General features: G+C 59.6%; 15 protein-coding genes and 2 pseudogenes. 6 read left to right on the forward strand and 11 right to left on the reverse strand.

Features of this window, described 5'->3' with window-relative positions; translation table 11 throughout:
• Positions 1-316: 316 nt before the first annotated feature.
• Together FHX09_RS09910 and FHX09_RS09915 are read right to left on the reverse strand one after the other, a co-directional pair.
• Positions 317-703, reverse strand: coding sequence for a hypothetical protein (locus FHX09_RS09910; protein ID WP_132588376.1), 387 nt, complete (start codon positions 701-703; stop codon positions 317-319).
• 510 nt (positions 704-1,213) lie between these two features.
• Positions 1,214-1,696, reverse strand: a complete 483-nt coding sequence (locus tag FHX09_RS09915; protein ID WP_132588375.1) for an Lrp/AsnC family transcriptional regulator — start codon at positions 1,694-1,696, stop codon at positions 1,214-1,216.
• Positions 1,697-1,799: 103 nt separating this feature from the next.
• On the opposite strand from FHX09_RS09915, the gene FHX09_RS09920 reads away from it, so the two are divergent.
• The 3 genes and pseudogenes from FHX09_RS09920 (at position 1,800) to FHX09_RS09930 (ending at position 5,412) form a co-directional block, all read left to right on the forward strand.
• The gene (locus FHX09_RS09920; protein WP_132588374.1) at positions 1,800-3,008 is read left to right on the forward strand and encodes a diaminopropionate ammonia-lyase; all 1,209 of its coding nucleotides are present in this window, start codon (positions 1,800-1,802) and stop codon (positions 3,006-3,008) included.
• Complete coding sequence (locus FHX09_RS09925) at positions 3,005-4,249, forward strand: Zn-dependent hydrolase (RefSeq protein ID WP_132588373.1); 1,245 nt, start codon at positions 3,005-3,007, stop codon at positions 4,247-4,249. The genes FHX09_RS09920 and FHX09_RS09925 overlap by 4 nt, the downstream gene beginning before the upstream one ends.
• Before the next feature lie 4 nt (positions 4,250-4,253).
• Positions 4,254-5,412, forward strand: a pseudogene (locus FHX09_RS09930) (M20 aminoacylase family protein).
• A gap of 361 nt (positions 5,413-5,773) precedes the next feature.
• On the opposite strand, the gene FHX09_RS09935 reads toward FHX09_RS09930, so the two are convergent.
• The 8 genes from FHX09_RS09935 to FHX09_RS09970 form a co-directional block, all read right to left on the reverse strand.
• The gene (locus FHX09_RS09935) at positions 5,774-6,406 is read right to left on the reverse strand and encodes a hypothetical protein (protein ID WP_007796851.1); all 633 of its coding nucleotides are present in this window, start codon (positions 6,404-6,406) and stop codon (positions 5,774-5,776) included.
• A 30-nt stretch (positions 6,407-6,436) separates the two neighbouring features.
• Positions 6,437-7,831, reverse strand: coding sequence for a selenium-binding family protein (locus FHX09_RS09940; RefSeq protein WP_132588371.1), 1,395 nt, complete (start codon positions 7,829-7,831; stop codon positions 6,437-6,439).
• A gap of 328 nt (positions 7,832-8,159) precedes the next feature.
• On the reverse strand, positions 8,160-9,902 hold the full coding sequence (locus FHX09_RS09945; protein ID WP_132588370.1) for a TRAP transporter large permease subunit: 1,743 nt from the start codon (positions 9,900-9,902) through the stop codon (positions 8,160-8,162).
• Positions 9,899-10,567 carry a TRAP transporter small permease subunit gene (locus tag FHX09_RS09950; RefSeq protein ID WP_132588369.1) on the reverse strand — a complete coding sequence of 223 codons (669 nt, stop codon included), beginning with the start codon at positions 10,565-10,567 and terminating at the stop codon, positions 9,899-9,901. Before FHX09_RS09950 ends, FHX09_RS09945 begins: the two co-directional genes overlap by 4 nt.
• A gap of 58 nt (positions 10,568-10,625) precedes the next feature.
• Positions 10,626-11,765, reverse strand: coding sequence for a TRAP transporter substrate-binding protein (locus FHX09_RS09955; RefSeq protein ID WP_132588368.1), 1,140 nt, complete (start codon positions 11,763-11,765; stop codon positions 10,626-10,628).
• A 450-nt stretch (positions 11,766-12,215) separates the two neighbouring features.
• Positions 12,216-13,007, reverse strand: a complete 792-nt coding sequence (locus FHX09_RS09960) for an anti-sigma factor (RefSeq protein ID WP_184449862.1) — start codon at positions 13,005-13,007, stop codon at positions 12,216-12,218.
• On the reverse strand, positions 13,004-13,609 hold the full coding sequence (locus tag FHX09_RS09965; RefSeq protein WP_037083343.1) for an RNA polymerase sigma factor: 606 nt from the start codon (positions 13,607-13,609) through the stop codon (positions 13,004-13,006). The genes FHX09_RS09960 and FHX09_RS09965 overlap by 4 nt, the downstream gene beginning before the upstream one ends.
• A 59-nt stretch (positions 13,610-13,668) precedes the next feature.
• Entirely contained in the window at positions 13,669-14,247 is a 579-nt protein-coding gene (locus tag FHX09_RS09970) for a tetratricopeptide repeat protein (RefSeq protein ID WP_132588365.1), read from the reverse strand.
• A gap of 165 nt (positions 14,248-14,412) precedes the next feature.
• Between FHX09_RS09970 and FHX09_RS09975 the strand changes: the two genes are divergently transcribed.
• From FHX09_RS09975 to FHX09_RS09985, 3 genes are all read left to right on the forward strand, one after another.
• Positions 14,413-15,465 (forward strand): type III polyketide synthase, encoded by a 1,053-nt coding sequence (locus FHX09_RS09975; protein WP_132588364.1) that lies wholly within the window; start codon positions 14,413-14,415, stop codon positions 15,463-15,465.
• A complete protein-coding gene (locus tag FHX09_RS09980; protein WP_132588363.1) occupies positions 15,462-15,965 on the forward strand; it encodes an isoprenylcysteine carboxylmethyltransferase family protein in 504 nt (167 codons plus the stop codon). Before FHX09_RS09975 ends, FHX09_RS09980 begins: the two co-directional genes overlap by 4 nt.
• Before the next feature lie 74 nt (positions 15,966-16,039).
• Entirely contained in the window at positions 16,040-17,284 is a 1,245-nt protein-coding gene (locus tag FHX09_RS09985; protein ID WP_007796819.1) for an FAD-binding oxidoreductase, read from the forward strand.
• 69 nt (positions 17,285-17,353) lie between these two features.
• Here FHX09_RS09985 and FHX09_RS09990 read toward each other — a convergent pair.
• Positions 17,354-17,886, reverse strand: a pseudogene (locus FHX09_RS09990) (gluconokinase).
• Positions 17,887-18,000 lie beyond the last annotated feature (114 nt).

Here is an 18,000-nt window from a genome sequence, read left to right on the forward strand (position 1 = left end):
CGGAGAGGCATCGATCCGGGGAAGCGAATGAGTACCAGGTTGCGAAGAGATTTTAGCAGGACATTCCGGATGTCCGCCTATCTTCGGCGAAGTCGCACGCCTTGACTATAACGGCGACAGCCACAAGCTTTGATTGGCGAGGAGGCTAGTCATGTGCGGGCGCATCTAAATCAAAGCAACGCTCGAGGAGATGCTGCAGAACTTTGCCTTCGCAGGTCGCGGCGACGTGCGAACATCGTTATCATCATCGATGGGTACAACTTCGACGGTTTTGCCGTATCGGGAGGAGAAGAATTAGCGCTCCCGCTCACCACGCCTAATTCCTTGCGAGAAGAACAACGTTCTCGTTCGACAAGGTGACAGCCACAGGAACGCCATTGATCCGAATGGTAACCTCTCCCTTTTCATCATCCACGGCAGTAATCTCGCCAAATAGACTGACGCGGTCTTTTATACTGAAATTCCTGCCTGCTGTGTCGGAACGCCACATCGAGTCGTCCCAATATAGGTCGAGTTCCGATATGCCGACGCTCGTGAGAAAGCTAGCCTTCAGGTTTTGCTCCAACCACTCTGTCGAACAGCCAAGGGCGGTCGCGGCCGCTTCAACGTCAGAATAGTCGTTCTCACCGCCCTCGCCCCAGGTAACCTTGACGGACTCGCCCCTGTCTGGATTTCGATAGATCCGAACGTTCTTCTGTCTCATGCTTCGATCTCCTATTGGCTCTGGGTGACCGTTGTCGTGCGCGCCTTCTTTCGTACTGATTGCTTGTTAATCCACCGGGCAAAGATTGCGGATAAGCGATCTATTGTAAAGGCACTAATCTTCTTGTGCAGGTTGTCGGAGCCATAGTTCGTGACGCTTAGGGAGAAGATCAGTTGCGGGATTTTGATTTCGGGCATGGCGCCGACGATGCCCCTAGGCTTCATCCGGCGTCGCGACGACGGTTGCGGCCATCGGTTCAGGCTCCGCTTCAGTGTCAGCGGTCCCGTTTTGCTCTTCTATCCCGAGCTGCGCTGCCAGAAGGACTGAAACGATTCCATGGAGCGGTTGGAGATGCCGAATGTCGCATATCTAACTGGCCGAAGCAGCCGGACGTGACATTTTAGCTTTGCACAAGAGCGGACATTCCAACTCCTCCGCCACACCGCCTTAAGCGCTCAACGATATCGCGCGACAGTCGAGCCATCTTTTTCCAGCCGGCCCAAGCTGGGTTCACAGCACAGGGACTTCGAGGCCAGCCTTGATACGGTCCATCGCTACAAATGTGCGGAACCGTTTGACGTTGTTGTTTCCAAAGAAGAGCTGCTTGGTCAGGGCCTCGTACGCAGTCATTGAAGGTACGACAATGACCAGGACGAAATCCGCCTCGCCCGTCACGTAGTAGCATTGCTGGATCTCGGGAGTGGTGGCGAACTCGCGCTTCGCATTTTCGATCTGCTCCGCCGTTTCACTGATGACTTCGACCTCGACGAAGATGGTGATCGGATGGCCGAGCGCAGCGGGATCAACGATCGCGACGTTCGCTTGGATCACGCCAGCCTCCGTCATCCTCTTCATCCGGCGCTGGACCGCGGGAGCGGACAGGTTCACCGCCTCCCCGATCGTCCGTTGCGGCGTCATGTTGTCCTTTTGCAGGATGGCGAGGATCTGCCGGTCGAAATCATCCAATGCCACCCGGCGTGCAGTCGCACCCATTTGGACCTCCAAGCGAAACAAACTTGCAAAATTTGCCCCGAGATACAGCGCACTCTGCGTGTGAGATGCAATATATTTCCCCTCGAACTTAGCGAGGTCCATCATGTTTCTCAAAAATTTGAATGTTGCATACAAGACTCCGCTCGATCCGCGTGACTCGGAAACGCTTGGCGTAGAAGCCGTGACAGAGGTTCAGCGGTTCCTATCCTACCGGGAAAACAACGCGGAGACGCCTCTCGTATCCCTGTCCGCGCTCGCTCACGAGCTCGGCGTGTCCAGCATCCACCTGAAGGACGAAGGATTCCGGCTCGGTCTCGGCAGCTTCAAGGCGCTCGGTGGATCGTACGCCGTGATCCGGCTCGTCCTCGAAGAGGCCAGCAGGCGATTGTCCCGGCAGCTCGACGTGTCGGAACTTCACACGCCTGACGTCGCCGCAATCACGCAAACCATGACGGTCGCCTGCGCCACAGACGGCAACCATGGACGTTCCGTCGCGCAGGGCGCTCAGCTTGTCGGCGCGAAGGCAGCCATCTTTGTGCATTCCGGTGTCAGCGACGAACGGGTCGCGGCGATAGCCCGGTTCAGCGCGGACATGATCCGGGTGGAGGGCACTTACGACGACTCCGTGAGAGAAGCATCCAAAGTCGCTGCCGAACGCGGATGGACGATCGTGTCAGACACGTCATGGCCCGGCTATGAGCGTATTCCCGGCCTTGTGATGCAGGGCTACACCGCGATCATCCAGGAGGCGCTCAGGAAGATGCCGGAGCCTCCGACACATGTGTTCGTTCAGTCTGGCGTCGGCGGCATCGCCGCGGCCGCCGCCGGCCATCTCGCTATCGTCCTGGGTGACGAACGACCGGTGTTCACCGTCGTTGATCCGAGCCGAGCCGCTTGCATCGTCGAAACCGCCAAGGCGGGACATCCTGTGATCATCCCCCATGGCGAACCGACGGTCATGGCGATGCTGGAGTGCTACGAACCCTCATTGGTGGCCTGGCGTATCCTCTCGCGCGTGGCCGACGCCTTCATGACTGTGGACGAGGATGACGCCATCACCGTGATGAGGAAACTGGCGTATCCAACCGCGGGCGATCCGGCGGTGGTGGCAGGTGAAAGCGGAGGCGTAGGCCTGGCAGGGTTGATCAAGGCAATCGGCGATCCGGCGAGCAAGGCCGCCTTGCAGCTTGGCCCGTATTCGCGGGTTCTCGTGATCAACACTGAGGGCGCGACCGACCCTGTCAAATACGAGGAAATTGTCGGGGAAGCTCCCGGCGCCGTTTTGTCGAGGAATGCGGAGGCAGTGGCATGACTGGATCATCGGTGAATGCAAAGCGTCTGCTCGGACGTCTCCTCGAACTGGGGTCAATCGGCAGAGACGATAATGGACGTCTGATCAGGCTTGCCGCATCCGACACCGACAAGCTCGGTCGGGATTGCTTAACCTCTTGGATGCGGGAGGCGGGACTTGAGGTCGCAGTGGACCGCATCGGCAACGTCTTCGGCATCTGGACGCCATCGGGAGCGGCCGGCTCTACGAAGCCCTTGATGCTGGGGTCGCATATCGACACGGTCATCAATGCCGGCATTTTCGACGGATGCTATGGCGTCCTTTCCGGACTTGAAGTGATCGAGACCTTAAAGACAGACGGGTTCGATCCCGTCCGCCCGATCGTGGTCGGCGCATTCACCAATGAGGAAGGCGTTCGCTACGCACCCGACATGATGGGCTCTCTCGTCTATTCGGGGGGACTTGATGTCGATGAAGCACTTGCCACTGTTGGCACAGACGGTTCAGTCCTTGGGGACGAGCTTGCCAGGATCGGTTATGCGGGAACGCATGAGCCGGGCTTCATGCAGCCTCACGCCTATGTAGAACTGCACATCGAACAAGGCCCGCTGCTCGAGCGTGAAGGGGTTCCGGTTGGAGCCGTCGAGAACCTCCAAGGTATTTCCTGGCAGAAGGTGACGATCGAAGGTGACGCCAACCACGCGGGCACTACTCCGATCTCGATGCGCCGGGATGCAGGCCTGGCTGCGGCGCGTGTCATTACCTTCCTGCGCGAACGGGCGAAGGCGTCGAACACGCCGACGGTGGCGACGGTCGGCCGCATGGAGCTCGAACCAAACGCGATCAACGTGATTCCATCGAAGGCGACGTTCACCGTCGACCTCCGCGATCCGGACGAGGATCGTCTTTTGGCCGAGGAATCCGCCCTTGCCGAGTATCTCTACAAGTTGGCCGCCGAAGAGCAGGTCACGATCTCCACGGAACGTCTGGCGAGGTTCAAACCCGTGGCATTCAACAGCAGCATCGTGGCTGCTGTTGAGGTGGCCGCGGCCGCGCGCGGATTGAAATCCAGGCGGATGACATCCGGAGCAGGACACGACGCCCAGATGATCGCGCGGATCGCGCCGTCGGCGATGATCTTCGTGCCAAGCATCGCAGGCATCAGCCATAATCCGAAAGAACACACGCCCGACGCCGATCTGATTGCGGGTGCCAACATCTTGCTTGACGTGGTCCGCAAGCTCACCGCGTCGGAGGATTAAAGCGATGACCGACATCAAGACACTTCACGCGGAAATGACCCGATGGCGCAGGCACCTGCATGCCAATCCCGAATTCGGCTTCGAGGAGAGGGCGACATCCGCATTCGTCGCCGCCAAACTGAGGGAGTTCGGCCTAAAATGACGTCACCGAGGGCGTCGGCGGCACAGGCGTGGTGGGAACTCTCAGGCGCGGTACCGGCAATCGCGCAATCGCCCTGCGCGCCGACATCGACGCACTGCGGATCACCGAAGAGGGCGCGCCGGACTACAAATCCCGGAACGACGGTGTCATGCACGCCTGCGGTCACGACGGTCATGCCGCAATGCTATTGGGCGCCGCGAAGCTGCTCGCCGAGGAAGGTGGTTTCAACGGCATCGTCCGGTTCGTTTTCCAGCCTGCCGAGGAATGGGGCAAAGGCGCGCTGTCGATGATGTCGGACGGCCTGTTCGAAAAGCATCCCTTCGATGAAATTTATGGCATCCACAACATGCCGGGGCTTCCGGTCGGCAACTTTGAGACCAAGGCTGGAGCCTTCATGTCGGCCGAAGACAATTTCGAGATCACTTTGAGGGGCGTGGGTGGCCATGCCGCACGTCCGCATTGGGGCAATGAGGTGCTGGTGGCAGCATGCGCTCTGGTGACGAACCTCCAGACGATCGTCGCAAGGCGCATCGACCCCGCCGACATCGGCGTCGTCTCCGTGACCGAGCTGATCACCGACGGCACCAGAAACGCCCTGCCCGGTACGGCGCAAATTCTGGGCGACTGCCGCAGCTTCAGAAGCGAGGTCAGCGAGCGTATCGAAAAACAAATGCGGGTGATCACGGAAGGGACTGCACTCGCCTTCAATATCGAAGCGGACGTCCACTATACCCGGGAATTCGTTCCCCTGCTGAACGACGCCGCCTTGACCGATGAGGCCATGGCCGTTGCGACAGAGCTTTTCGGGGCATCACAGGTGCGGACCGCCTCGAAGCCCATGACCGCATCGGAAGACTTCGCGCAGTTCCTCAGCCGTGTCCCTGGATGCTTCGTCTTCCTCGGTAATGGGAAGGAGTCGGCTCCACTTCATAACCCGAGCTACGACTTCAACGACGAGGGCCTCGTCCACGGCATGCGCTTCCACGTAGGAATCGTGCGTCGACGACTTCCGGCCAATTGAACTCACACCGCGGGTCCGTCAGGGTGGAGAGTGTTCGCGATATTGCACCGTAGCGGAAATAATTGCCGCTCGTCCCCTGTGTTGACTGAGGCCCAAAGCCGGGGCACAAAGCTGGCATCCACGGTCGCTCGCGGCGGAAAAACAGAGGGAATTTCAAGCTTATTTCGCTAAACCTTTGAAATTGTGTTAGAATCAAGACTCCCCTAGCCAATTCTCTCTAATTTCCCTTGGATGCTTGCTCTCTCCGACGGGACAGATCCCGTTTAGGCGTCGATAGCGGCAAGCAAGGGCAGTGTCCCAGGTGGCATCAAAGGATGCGCGCGATAAAGCGAGCATTATATCGATGACGTAGGTGTCACCCTCACCCGACGATCAGCAGCGCGACACCGGTGCCAAGCAGCACCAGCGTCCATACGAGATCCACGTTGATCCAGGCACTGCGCAATATCTCGAGCCCGACCCAGCGATAGACCGCCAGGGCAACGAGACCTGTGACCGCCAACATCGCAAGGGTGTGGACACCGACCGCTGCGATCGTCATCGCCGCGGACCCAACGCCGCCGATTTCGCGCAATGGCGACTCCGTGAGGCAGAGGGGCATCAAGGCCGGCAGAACCATGAGCCCCGCACCATGGGCCGTCGCCATCAGGAACGACCAGAAGGCAAGGCCGGCAAGCCCCGTGCGCAAGCCGATGCGAACGCGGCGGGTGTGGCCGAAGACCTGATGCCAGATAGCCCATACAACAAGGGCCCCACCGGTGGCCGTGCGTACAGCATCCTGGTTCACGAGCAGGCCGGCGGCGACAACGGTTCCGGCGACCAATGCGATGGAGACAGCATGCCCGAGGGCGATGGCGGGTACCGCCTGGACTACCGCGGCCGAACTCTGCCGGTGAACGCCAAGTGCGACGGCAAACAGCCATCCCATCGCCGGATTGAGACCATGGAAGGCGCCCAGTCCCGCCAGCAGCATCCAGGGCCAGAGCTCGTTCATGGGCGCCTCATCTGGCTGACGTCATTTTCCCTACGGGTAACAGTAAGAATCTGACGAGCAATCTCCACCCTGCAGACGGACCTGGTGCGGGCGATGTGACTTCGGCCATTCGACGAAGAATTTCTCGTCAAAGGCAATGCCGCCGTCCGGTTCCGCGTCAAGTTTCACCATCCAGCCAGAGACGCCGTCGGGATAGAACTGCTCGTCGATCGCCCCATAGAGTGAGTTCGTGAAATAGACGCGGCGACCGTCTCGGCTGATCTCGACCATTTGCGGGCCACCATTCAGCGCGCCGTTATTCGCCCCTGGATGCGAAGCACGCGAAACGATACCGCCGATCCGGACCTTGCCAGTCAGCTTCGGCTTGAACGGATCGGAGACATCGTACTGACGCAGGTCGCCGGTTCCCCAGCAGGACACGTAGAGAAATCTGTCATCCATCGAAAGATCGATGTCGGTGACGAGCGGCGGCACGGCATTGAAACCCTTCAGCACCGGCGGCAACAGGTCCGGATCGGCGGGCTCGGCCGGAATATCTATCACCTTTGTTACCCCCCACTTCGCGCCGTCGCGGTGCCAGACCCAGATCGAGGAGGAGAGGTCCTCGAGGCTGAGCACGCAGTTGACAAATCCATAGGCCTTGGTCGGGTCGTGCGCGGGCCTGAGTTCGAATACAAGCTGATATTTGTCGCCAAAATCGATGCTCTGCAGGTGCTTGCGCTTGTGCAAATCCCAAAAATGCAGACGGCGGCCGTATTTCGCGCCGAGCAGAATTTCCGGGATCAAGCCGTTTTCGAACGTATCCGGCGTGCCCCACTCGCTGGTGACGAGCGTATCGTGGCCAAGGTGCCACCAGACGTCATAGGAAAGCTGTTGCGGCCCCCGATCCATTTCCCACTGGCCGCGGACCTCGAAGGTCTCGTGATCCATTAGAAAAATGCCGCCTGGGGCCTTGCCTTCGGCATTACCAAGTGCGGCAACATAGATGCCCTCCGGGCCGCAATGAATTGTGTGCGGCCGGGAATAACCAGCCCGTTCGGCCACTTCGCCGGGCTCGATCACCTTGACGATGGACGGGCTCCTGCCATCCGGTTTGGTGTCGATGATATGGATGCGGGAGGATTTTAGTCCCGGCACGACCAGATAGCGGCGCTCCGCATGCGGGTGCGGTGCGTTCGGACATAGACAGGACGAGCAGGCGTTCCAGCCGAAATGATGCAATTCGTCGCCGACATTGGGCATCGCGAGGTTATTTACGATCTGCCCGTAAGAAGCCGATTTCGGATCTACATCGACGACCGCCAGCTCGTCGGGAACCGCTCGCGCCGGATCGAAGGCGACGACGTAGGCAAGCGTCTCCGGCGCGGCTTTCATGGCCATTCGCGGTGACGGATAAAAGCTTGGATCGGGTTTCCACGTTACCATGTGAAGTGCTCCTGGCTCGCGTTTGCTGAACAACAAAAAATGTTCGCTAGATGCTTGCCGACAGCCGACTCACCGCTGCGGACGGGGCAGGATCCAAGGACGTTTCGACGAGATATCGATTCGAAACCGGCTGAGCGAGCCGTAGAGGCAATCCTCCCCACGCAATTGTCTCAAATAATGCCGGGTTTGGGCAGTCCCTTTTTCGCCGCTCTCGCGCGGCTTCCACCTCATCAACGGGACTTTGAGATGTCAGAGCAAAAGAAATCGATAGCAACAGGCATTGGCATAGAGGTGTTGCGGCACGGGCCGCCGCAGACGGCAATGTCTCTTAGCCGTAAAGATAGTTCGGAAGCCACAGTGTCATGCCCGGCCATACATACATGATAATCATGCAGAGGATGACGATCAGCATGTAGGGCATCATGCCGGCGAAGATCTGGTTGAGGGTGACGTGCGGTGGCGAGACGCCCTTGAGATAATAGGCTGACATCGCCACCGGCGGCGACAGGAACGCCGCCTGCAGATTGACGAAGACGAGCACGCCCCAGAGGATCGGATCTATATCGAAGTGCCTCAGCATCGGAAGGAAGATCGGCACGAAAATGATGATGATCTCGGTCCATTCGAGCGGCCAGCCGAGAATGAAGATGATCGCCTGCGACAGAATCATGAACTGCACGGGCGTGAGATCGAGCGCCAGCACCCACTCTTCAACCAGTGCCTGGCCGCCGAGGATAGCGAAGACAGCGGAAAAGAGCGCCGAACCGACGAAGAGCCAGCAAACCATGGCCGTGGTCTTCGCTGTCAGGAAGACCGCCTCCTTCGTGCGTTTCCAGTTGAGCGTCCGGGCCTGGAACGCCAGCAGAAAGGCGCCGGCGGCCCCAACCGCGGCGGACTCGGTCGCCGTCGTGATGCCGAACAGAATGACGGCGAGCACGACAACGGTTAGGATCCCGAGCGGCATGACCGACGAAACCAGCAGTTTCACAACCTGCAGCCGCTCCGCACTCATATTCCTGTAGTAGCGCAGGAGTACCGCCGCTGCGATTGCGGCGATGATCCCGAAGGCCACGTAGAAAGTGGTTGCTGGCCCGTTCACCGCCACCGGCTCGGCGTCAGATGCGGGTGCGCCGAGTTGTTCCAGCCCTTCCGGTGCTTCCGCCACTGCCGATGCCTGAGGATAGATGACGACATACCACCACACGAGCGCCAGAGTGAATGCCGTCAGCGAGAAGGGCACGAGCGCAGCGCAAGCATTCTTGACCAGCTTCCAGTAGCTGAGCCGCCCCTCGCCCGTCTCGAGCGCCATCGCCTTTGATGGCGAGACCAATGCGCGGAGAAGCCCGACGAGCATGTTGTGGGAATAGAGCGCCTGAAAACGCTCCATCCAGCTGGGCACGGGGACTCTCGTCTGTTGCTCGGGCAGGGCGGGCGCGATCTTCGGACTGATGGTCGCCCAGCCGAGGATGTAGGCGAGATAGAGAAGCGCGAGAAAGAAGCCGGGAAACATCGCGGCGGCATAGAGTTTGACGACAGATTGTCCCGCAACCGCAGCATAGACAATGATCATCACGGATGGCGGGATCAGAATGCCCAGCGTGCCGCCGGCGGTGATCACTCCAGAGGCCAGCCTGACGTCATAGCCGGCGCGCAGCATCGGGTTCATTGCAATGACGCCCATCAGCACCACCACCGCTCCGACAAGGCCGCTGGCAATGCCCCAGAAGGTGCAGACGATGAGGGTCGCAACGGCAAGCGAGGCGGGAATCCGCCGGAAGGAAAGCTGGATGCTGTAGAACATCTTGTCCACCAGCGCACCACGCTCCATCACGTAGCCCATCAGCACGAAGAGCGGGATGGAGATCAGGACATCGTTGGTCATCGCCCCATAGGTGCGCTGAACCATCAGGTCGAAGACGCGGTTGTCGATCCAGTGCTCGGCCGGATTGTAGAATGCGTAGAAGCCGAAAATCATGCCGAGCCCCATCAGCGTGAAGGCTGTCGGGAACCCCATGACGATGACGACCACGATGAGAATTAGCATCGTCAGTCCGAGGAACGGATCAGTCACGTCTCGATGTCTCCTCCCCGGCCCCGTTGCCGCGCCGCCCTGTCGATATCCTGGGCGTGCTGGATCGCCGCCTCGCGCGTTTGCGCGTCTATGTGCTCGCTATGCGCAAGCTGTTCGGCGACAACGTCGATGTCCTCCACATCCTTGAGCCGGCGCGGCCATTCTCCGGTCCTCAGGCAGAGGATGCAGCGCGCGATCTCGGCGAGCCCCTGAATGAGGACAAGTACGCCCGCTACCGGAATGACGGTCTTGAAGTAGTAGATCGGCGGGCCTTCCGCCGTGACGGTCGAATGCTCGCCGATCCGCCAGGATAGCCCCGCATAGTGGTAACCGGCATAGATGAGCGCGGCGACGCCCGGCAGGAAGAATAGGATATAAAGAAGGAGATCGAGCGTCGCCTGTATGCGAGGCCTGAGCGAGCTGTAGAGAAAGTCGCCGCGTACATGGGCATTCTGCGCCAGCGCATAGGCTCCGGCGAGCATGAACAGGGTGCCGTAGAACATATTGCTAACATCGAAAATCCACGCTGTCGGCATGTTCATGATGTAGCGCTTGAAGACTTCGATGCAGACGAGCGTCATCAGGCCGATGATCAGCCACGCCGCAGCCTTGCCGACCCACACGCTGATCGCATCGATCCTGATGAGAAACTGCTGAACGTCCACGGGTGCCCCCCGAGATAGCTTATACCTTCGTTAGAAGCACCGTTGTCCGGTGATAACGTTATAGTTCCTTCGCAACTCCGTTCGGGCCGAAGTAGTGATCGAAGGCTAGCCGGCGGTTGACGACGGTATCCTGTTCCCACCGCGTTGCCCGCGCCGCAAAAGCTATTTGCGACTGGATAACCTCCTTGAACAGCGGGTTTTCCGCTGCCTTCTTCTTCACGACCTCGTCGTAGACGTCCAGTTGCCGTTTGAGGATCGCTTCCGGCGTCTTGTAGAACTTGACCTTGTCGGTTGTTTGCATCTCCGCGTAGTCGGTCGAATAGCGGTCGATCGCCTTCCAGTGCATGTCCTGAGAGGCGGCCTCCGCGGCATTGGAGATGATCGCCTTCATCTGGTCAGGCAATGAATCGTATTTCGCTTTGTTGAACAGCACCTCGAACTGCTCGGCATTCTGGTGATAGCTTTGCAGCATGCAAATCTTAGAGACGTCAGGGAAACCCAAAGCCCGGTCGGACGACGCGTTGTTGAACTCGGCCGCGTCGAGCAGGCCGCGGTCCAATGCCGCCACGATCTCGCCGCCAGGCAGCGCATTGACCGCGGCACCAAGGCCGGTGAACACATCAATGGAAATGCCGACGGTGCGGAATTTCAGTCCCTGAAAATCCTCCACCTTGGCGACCGGCTTCTTGAACCAGCCGAGCGGCTGTGTCGGCATCGGCCCGTAGAGGAACGAAACCACATTGGCCCCGATCGATTCATAGAGCTTTACGAGGAGGTCCCTGCCGCCGCCGTATTTGTGCCAGGCGAGCAACATGTTGGCATCCATGGCAAATCCCGGCCCCGAGCCCCACAGAGCCAGCGCCGCCTGTTTGCCGTAGTGATACGCAACCACGCCGTGCCCTCCGTCGAGCGTCCCCTGGGAGACCGCGTCGAGCAAGCCGAAGGCAGGCACCACCGCACCTGCCGGCAGCACTTCAATTTTGAGATCGCCGCCGGTCATGTCAGTGACCTTTTTTGCGAAATCAAGCGCGAATTCGTGAAAGATGTCCTTGGATGGCCAGGTGCTCTGCCAACGCATGTTGACCGGCCCCTGCGCCTTGACGACGCTTGGTGCTGCGATCATCGCCGCACCGGCCATGGCTGCCCCGCTTAGAAATTTACGGCGCGACGGTCTCCCCCTGATCTGCATGTGTTTCATCTTTTCCTCCCGAAGTACGGGCTTCCTCGTCCTTATGGGCCAACTGCGGAAAAGGGTTCTGCAGTTTTCCGCTCGTTCCCGCTCATAATTTCTATTTTAGATTTAGATAATACTCCTCAATGAGCTCCAACTACAACACCTGTGCGTCCGCACCTTTCCCTGACTACCAGCTCCCGAAGCGCCATCTGGCTGGCCCGTTAGAACTGCCCGGCGTCAACCCCGACAGCGGCGGTTAGGGCGTGCATGCACTAACGATGGAGGCGATTGTTGGAGGCGTCGACTGGCGATAGTTGATAAGCATCCCCGGCTGATTTAAGCCACGCTGCTTCCGCTTTGCGCCAGAGGCGATCATCGCTCACGATCGGAAAAAACATAGGGAATTCAGAGGAAATATTGTTAGTCTTTGAAATGCGGAAACCCGGAGTCATCAGCCAAATTCCCTCCTGAGCATCACGCTAAGGTCTTTTTCCTCACATCCTCCGCCAGTTCCTGCATGCGGTCGATCGGAATGCGGCCGATCAGCATGAAGGCATGCGTTGGATTTGACCAGTAGACAACGTTCAAGCCGTGTCGGCCTTCGACGTCAGGCTCCTTCGTACCGACAGCCGAGCGGACAATGCACAGCGCCAGCGGCCCCGTCTCGGGGTCTAGATAGGCAATCTGCGCCAGCGGCTTGTCGTCATACTGCAACAGCTGAGCACGCTTGAACTCGATACCCGGCAGCGACACCGTCTGAGGTGAAAGGGAAAGGCCAAGCTTGTCGTCGAGGAGAGCCAGTTGCGCGGCCTGCGCGTCATCGGACGGCGACGGGCCGGCCAGAGTATCCGCGGTATAGAGGGTAATGTATTCGGCAACCACAGTGCGCCATTCGCTGTTTTCATGAGGCGCATGCAAGCGATTGCGAATGCCGATGAAGGCCCGGTCGGCGACAACACCCGCGACGAGGCAGACGGCAATCGCGCTAAGGAAGCCTCGGCGACTGGGGCGCGAAGGAGCCGGCTTTGCATCGCCCGGCACAATGCCGAGCATAGCATCGAGTTCGGTCTTCGGCGCCGCGGTAAGCAGCGGCTCGAAGGCTTGCTTGAACTGGAGGCTGCTACGCGACAGGAACTTCAGCCTTGCGCCCACACGCTCGTTCGAATGGAGAAGCGCCTCGATGCGCGACACTTCCGCATCCGACAGTTCGCCGTCGATATAGGCCGTTAACTCCTCATCGGAAAGGATCGGGTTCTTGTCGTTCATGTCGCCCCCTCTCCCGAGACATTGGCTGCGATCTTGGCGCGCGCCGCGGCAAGGCGGCTCATCACGGTTCCGATCGGGATATCCAATATGCTTGCTACCTCCCTGTAGGAAAGGCCTTCCACATAGGCGAGGAAGACGGCGGCCCGTTGCGCATCCGGCAGCGCATTGACCAATCGTAGAACCTGGTTCGCCATGACATGCGTTTCCGTGTCATGGGCTCCATCGACGACCAAGGCCTCGTTAGCATCGACAAAGCCCTGACCGAGGCGCACCCGCTGCGATCGGATTTCATTCAACCAGATGGAATGCAGAATAGAGAACAACCAGCGGTCCAGCCGCGTTCCGGCCTCGAACTGTTCAACGCGCTCAAGGGCACGCAGGCAGGTCTGTTGCACGAGATCGTCGGCAATATCGCGGCGATGCGAGAGCACGAGGCCATAGCGCCACAGCCGCACAAGATTATCCGCCAGGCCGCTCCTGATGTCGGCTTCGCTTGCGATGAGAGCCTCCGCCACGGGTTTTCCTTCCAAAGCCGCCGGTTGCACCGACGGCCTCGGTTTTGCGCGACTATAGGCAGGAAATGTGGTGTATGCGACCGGCATTTGGTAGTTCCCGTTCAACCGAAATTGCACATTCCCGCTTTACGTCAGCGTCATAGCTCCTACGGCTTGAGGATCGCTTCGTTGAGATCGCGATACGCCTCGCATTCGGTGCCGCAGATCGTCTTGATCGTTTCGAGCTGCTCCTTGGCGAGATCAAGACGTCCTTTGATGACGTAGGCTTCGCCGAGATATTCGCGAACCTGCGCATAGTTGGGATCAAGCTCGACGGATTTCAGGTAGTAGGAAATTCCCTCGTCCGTGCGGCCAAGCTTGCGGGTGGCGTAGCCGCGATAGTTCAGGGCCTCGGCGGTATTCGGGTTCTTCAACGTATCGAGCATGGCAAGCGCTTCTTCGTAGCGGCCGGCCTTTGCCAGCGAATAGGCATAGTCCGTGCGGTTTTCTTCCGTCACGTTGGCGCTACTCTGCTTGACGCACCGCTTCGTTTTCTTGTCATACAGCTGGCCCTTCTTGCAGGTCGGCATGGTGCCGCTGCTGCCGCCAGAACTACCGGCGCCACTGGAGCCACTTCCGCTGCCGCTGCCACCGCCGCCTATCGCGAAGGCAGGGGCAGAAAGCGCGAAAGCGGCAATGCAGCCGCCGACCAGGATGGAAGCAATACGAACAGTCGCGATCGTCATGGGATATCTCCTAGGAAAATGACGTTAGCGGCGAGTGAACACTGTTGGCTGCCACTTTATTCGATTGCGTGTTCTTCTTTTTTCTGGCGTCGCAGCTCCGGCGCCAGCGAATAAATGCAGGTCTGAGGTGTTAGCCGCTCACGCGCCGGCCACAAGGAGCATTCCGTGAGTGATACCGTAAAATTACTGAGTCTTGCCGTTGCAACGCCGGAACATGTCATCACACAAAAGGAAGCGGCGGCGACTTCCGCCCGTTTGTTTTCATCACGCTTCAAGGATTTCTCCCACCTTGCCAGCGTCTTCGACAATGCCGGCATTAGGAAACGCTATGCCGCTCGTCCACTGGAATGGTTCATCGAGCCGCATGGCTGGCAGGACCGGATGGAAGCCTACGGCGACGTGGCGCGCAGCCTGTTTTTCGAGACAGCCACCAATGCGCTGATGAAGGCGGGCCTGCGAGGGTCCGACGTCGACTGCATCGTCACGATCTCGTCCACCGGCATTGCCACACCGAGCCTTGATGCACAGCTCGCACAGAAAATGGGCTTTCGCTCGGATATCGAACGTGTTCCGGTTTTCGGACTCGGCTGCGCGGCCGGTGTTTCCGGCTTCGCCATCGCCTCGCGGTTCGCCCGGGATCGGCCAGGCGCAACAGTGCTTTTCGTGGCAATCGAACTTTGCACGCTGGCGTTCCGTCTGGACGAACTGACGCGCGCGAACATCATCGCCACGGCGCTTTTCGGCGATGGCGCGGCAGCCTGCATACTCCGGGCAGGACCGGAGGGAAAGGTGGAGGTCGAGTCGACGGGTGAGCATCTCTTCCCCGATACGCTCGGCATCATGGGGTGGAAGATTGACGACACCGGCTTCGGTGTGGTTCTCGCTCAATCGTTGCCGCCCTTTGCCGAAACGGAACTCGGCCCGGCTGTCGACGGAATACTGGCGCGCAACGGTCTTTCTCGGGCCGACATCGATCGCTTCATCTGCCATCCCGGCGGGACGAGGGTGCTGACTGCCCTTGAAAGCGCGCTGTCACTTGAAGCAGGAACCCTGGACCACGAACGCGCGGTGCTTGCCGAATACGGCAACATGTCTTCGCCCACGGTGCTCTTCGTGCTCGAGCGCGCCTTGAAGGCGGGGCTGCCGGAGCGCAGCGCGATGGTCGCGATGGGGCCGGGCTTTACGGCAAGCTGCGTGACCTTAAAGAGGGTCGCATGATGTGGCCCTCAATTGCACTCCTCGTCTTCGTGACGGCACAGCGCCTCGCGGAACTTGCTCTTGCCCGCCACAATACACAGGTGCTTCTGAGCAGCGGCGCGAAGGAGGTCGCGCCGCTGCACTATCCTTACATGGTGGCCCTGCATAGCTGCTGGATCACCGGATTGTGGCTGCTGGCGATCGGCCGCCCGGTCGACCCGCTATGGTTTGCCGTTTTCATGGTCCTGCAGGCAGGTCGGCTCTGGGTCATAGGCACGCTCAAGGGACGATGGACGACACGCATCATCGTGCTGCCGGGCGCTCCGCTCGTCAGCAGTGGACCCTACCGGTTCCTGGCCCACCCCAACTATGTCGTCGTGGTAGGCGAGATCGCCATCCTTCCTCTGGCCTTCGGCATGCCCGTCTACGCAGCGATATTTTCGGTGCTCAACGCCGCAGTGCTTTATGTCCGCATCAAAGCTGAAAACGAGGCACTGAAAACGACAATGTTTTTGAAATGAAACGAAATTTTTCGTTTGCCTGTAGCTTGTCGGAGCGGCATTTTCATTGCTTGCAGTAAGTGGAATGCATGGCAATGACAAAGAACGCAATCGTACTTGGCGCCGGTATCGTCGGCGTATCGACGGCCATTCACCTGCAGCGCCGGGGGCTGCAGGTGACGTTGATCGACCGCAAGGCGCCAGGCAATGAAACCTCGTTCGGCAATGCCGGTCTCATTCAACGCGAAGGCGTCGTGCCATACGGGTTTCCACAGCAGCTCGGCCTTCTAATACGCTATGCCTTCAACAACCGGATCGACGCCCACTATCACCTCAAGGCGTTGCCCGGACAATTGGCGTTCCTTGGCCGCTACTGGTGGAATTCGAACGCCAGGCGTCACGAGATGATTTCTCGTGCCTATGCCCCGCTGATCGAGCACTCGATTTCGGAGCACAATGATCTGATCGAAGCGTCGAATGCGCAGCATCTGATCCGGAAGGATGGCTGGATGGAGATCTTCCGCACAGCCGGTCGGCGCGATGCCGAATTCGCCGAGGCTGAGCGGCTACGGGCCGAGTTCGGCGTCATGCACGAGCAGCTGGATGCCGCCGGCGTGGCGCGGCTCGAACCCAATATCAAGGGAGATTTCATCGGCGGCCTGCGGTGGCGCGATCCGTGGTCGGTGCTCGACCCGCACGGATTGACGATGGCCTACCGCTCCTATTTCGAGAGTCTGGGCGGAAGGTGTGTCACTGGTGACGCCAACTCCCTCGGTCGTTCCGGTGCGAGCTGGAGGGTGGTGACCAGCGAAGGCTCGCTGGACGCGGAGGATGTGGTTCTGGCGCTCGGCCCCTGGGCCGCGGTCGCTACACGTCGGCTCGGCTATGCCTTTCCGCTCGGCGTCAAACGCGGCTATCACATGCATTATGCCACGACAGGCAATGCAACCCTCCACAACTGGACGCTGGATGCTGAACGAGGTTACTTCCTTGCACCGATGAGCCGCGGCATCCGGTTGACGACAGGCGCTGAATTCGCCGCGCTGGACGCGCCGAAGACGCCGGTGCAGCTCGACCGCGCCGAGAAAGTAGCGCGCACAGTCTTTCCGCTCGGCGAGAGGCTCGATCCGGAGCCCTGGATGGGCGCCCGCCCCTGCACGCCTGATATGATGCCCATCATTGGAAGGGCGCCGCGACACGACGGTCTATGGTTCGCGTTCGGCCACGCCCATCACGGACTGACCTTGGGGCCGGTCACTGGGCGCGCTCTGGCGGAGGCCATTGCAGGCGAAAGGCCATTCATCGATATTTCCGCCTATTCGCCGCAGCGTTTCACCTGAGCAACGTCATCGCGTTTGCCTGCGGTCATACGTCCTCTTCAAGAAGAAGGTCCTGTTGCGGACCGATGGCTAAGCGACGCCCAACGACTTGAGATCGCGGAGCGCCGCCTCCGCGATCCCTTCGATCGTATCGTCGATATCGACGGTCACAACGCCAGGTTCTCCAGTCGGCACTTCCATCGTTGCGAGTTGGCTCTCCAGCAGCGACATGGGCATGAAGTGGCCCTTGCGCTCGCCCATTCGTTTCGCCAACAGCTCCTTCGAGCCTGACAGATAGACGAAAAGGAGCTTTCCATTTGCCGCCTTGCGCAGTCGGTCGCGATAGGTGCGCTTCAGCGCCGAGCAGGAAACGATGACGCCTTGCTCGCGATCGAGCGATGCCTTCATCGTTTCACCGATGAGATCGAGCCAAGGCATGCGGTCGTCATCCGTCAGCGGAATGCCTTTCGACATCTTCTCGACATTCGATGCCGGATGAAGCTGGTCGCCCTCGACAAATTGCATGCCGAGGGCGTCCGAAATCTTCAGCCGATGGAGGATTTGCCACAACCACTGACCCCCATAACGATAATGGCGCAAGGGTCCCGATTAGTCTCTGGCATCGTTTATCGCTCCGGCACCGATCGTGCCCCGGGAGGTGGTGTAGGTCGCGGCTGAAGGCCGTGCTTTCCGACATAGAGCCGGAGGGATATCAGCGGGCCACAGCGGGCAGACTG

The organism is Rhizobium sp. BK538 (genome assembly GCF_014197575.1).
Classification (GTDB): domain Bacteria; phylum Pseudomonadota; class Alphaproteobacteria; order Rhizobiales; family Rhizobiaceae; genus Rhizobium.

What these genes read in the sequence shown, in the direction of transcription:
- FHX09_RS09925 (WP_132588373.1), top strand. Translation starts at nt 3,005, where the DNA reads ATGACTGGATCATCGGTGAATGCAAAGCGTCTGCTCGGACGTCTCCTC.
- FHX09_RS09940 (WP_132588371.1), bottom strand. Translation starts at nt 7,831, where the DNA reads ATGGTAACGTGGAAACCCGATCCAAGCTTTTATCCGTCACCGCGAATG.
- FHX09_RS09970 (WP_132588365.1), bottom strand. Translation starts at nt 14,247, where the DNA reads ATGACGATCGCGACTGTTCGTATTGCTTCCATCCTGGTCGGCGGCTGC.
- FHX09_RS09910 (WP_132588376.1), bottom strand. Translation starts at nt 703, where the DNA reads ATGAGACAGAAGAACGTTCGGATCTATCGAAATCCAGACAGGGGCGAG.
- FHX09_RS09985 (WP_007796819.1), top strand. Translation starts at nt 16,040, where the DNA reads ATGACAAAGAACGCAATCGTACTTGGCGCCGGTATCGTCGGCGTATCG.
- FHX09_RS09980 (WP_132588363.1), top strand. Translation starts at nt 15,462, where the DNA reads ATGATGTGGCCCTCAATTGCACTCCTCGTCTTCGTGACGGCACAGCGC.
- FHX09_RS09935 (WP_007796851.1), bottom strand. Translation starts at nt 6,406, where the DNA reads ATGAACGAGCTCTGGCCCTGGATGCTGCTGGCGGGACTGGGCGCCTTC.
- FHX09_RS09920 (WP_132588374.1), top strand. Translation starts at nt 1,800, where the DNA reads ATGTTTCTCAAAAATTTGAATGTTGCATACAAGACTCCGCTCGATCCG.
- FHX09_RS09915 (WP_132588375.1), bottom strand. Translation starts at nt 1,696, where the DNA reads ATGGGTGCGACTGCACGCCGGGTGGCATTGGATGATTTCGACCGGCAG.
- FHX09_RS09960 (WP_184449862.1), bottom strand. Translation starts at nt 13,007, where the DNA reads ATGAACGACAAGAACCCGATCCTTTCCGATGAGGAGTTAACGGCCTAT.
- FHX09_RS09965 (WP_037083343.1), bottom strand. Translation starts at nt 13,609, where the DNA reads ATGCCGGTCGCATACACCACATTTCCTGCCTATAGTCGCGCAAAACCG.
- FHX09_RS09955 (WP_132588368.1), bottom strand. Translation starts at nt 11,765, where the DNA reads ATGAAACACATGCAGATCAGGGGGAGACCGTCGCGCCGTAAATTTCTA.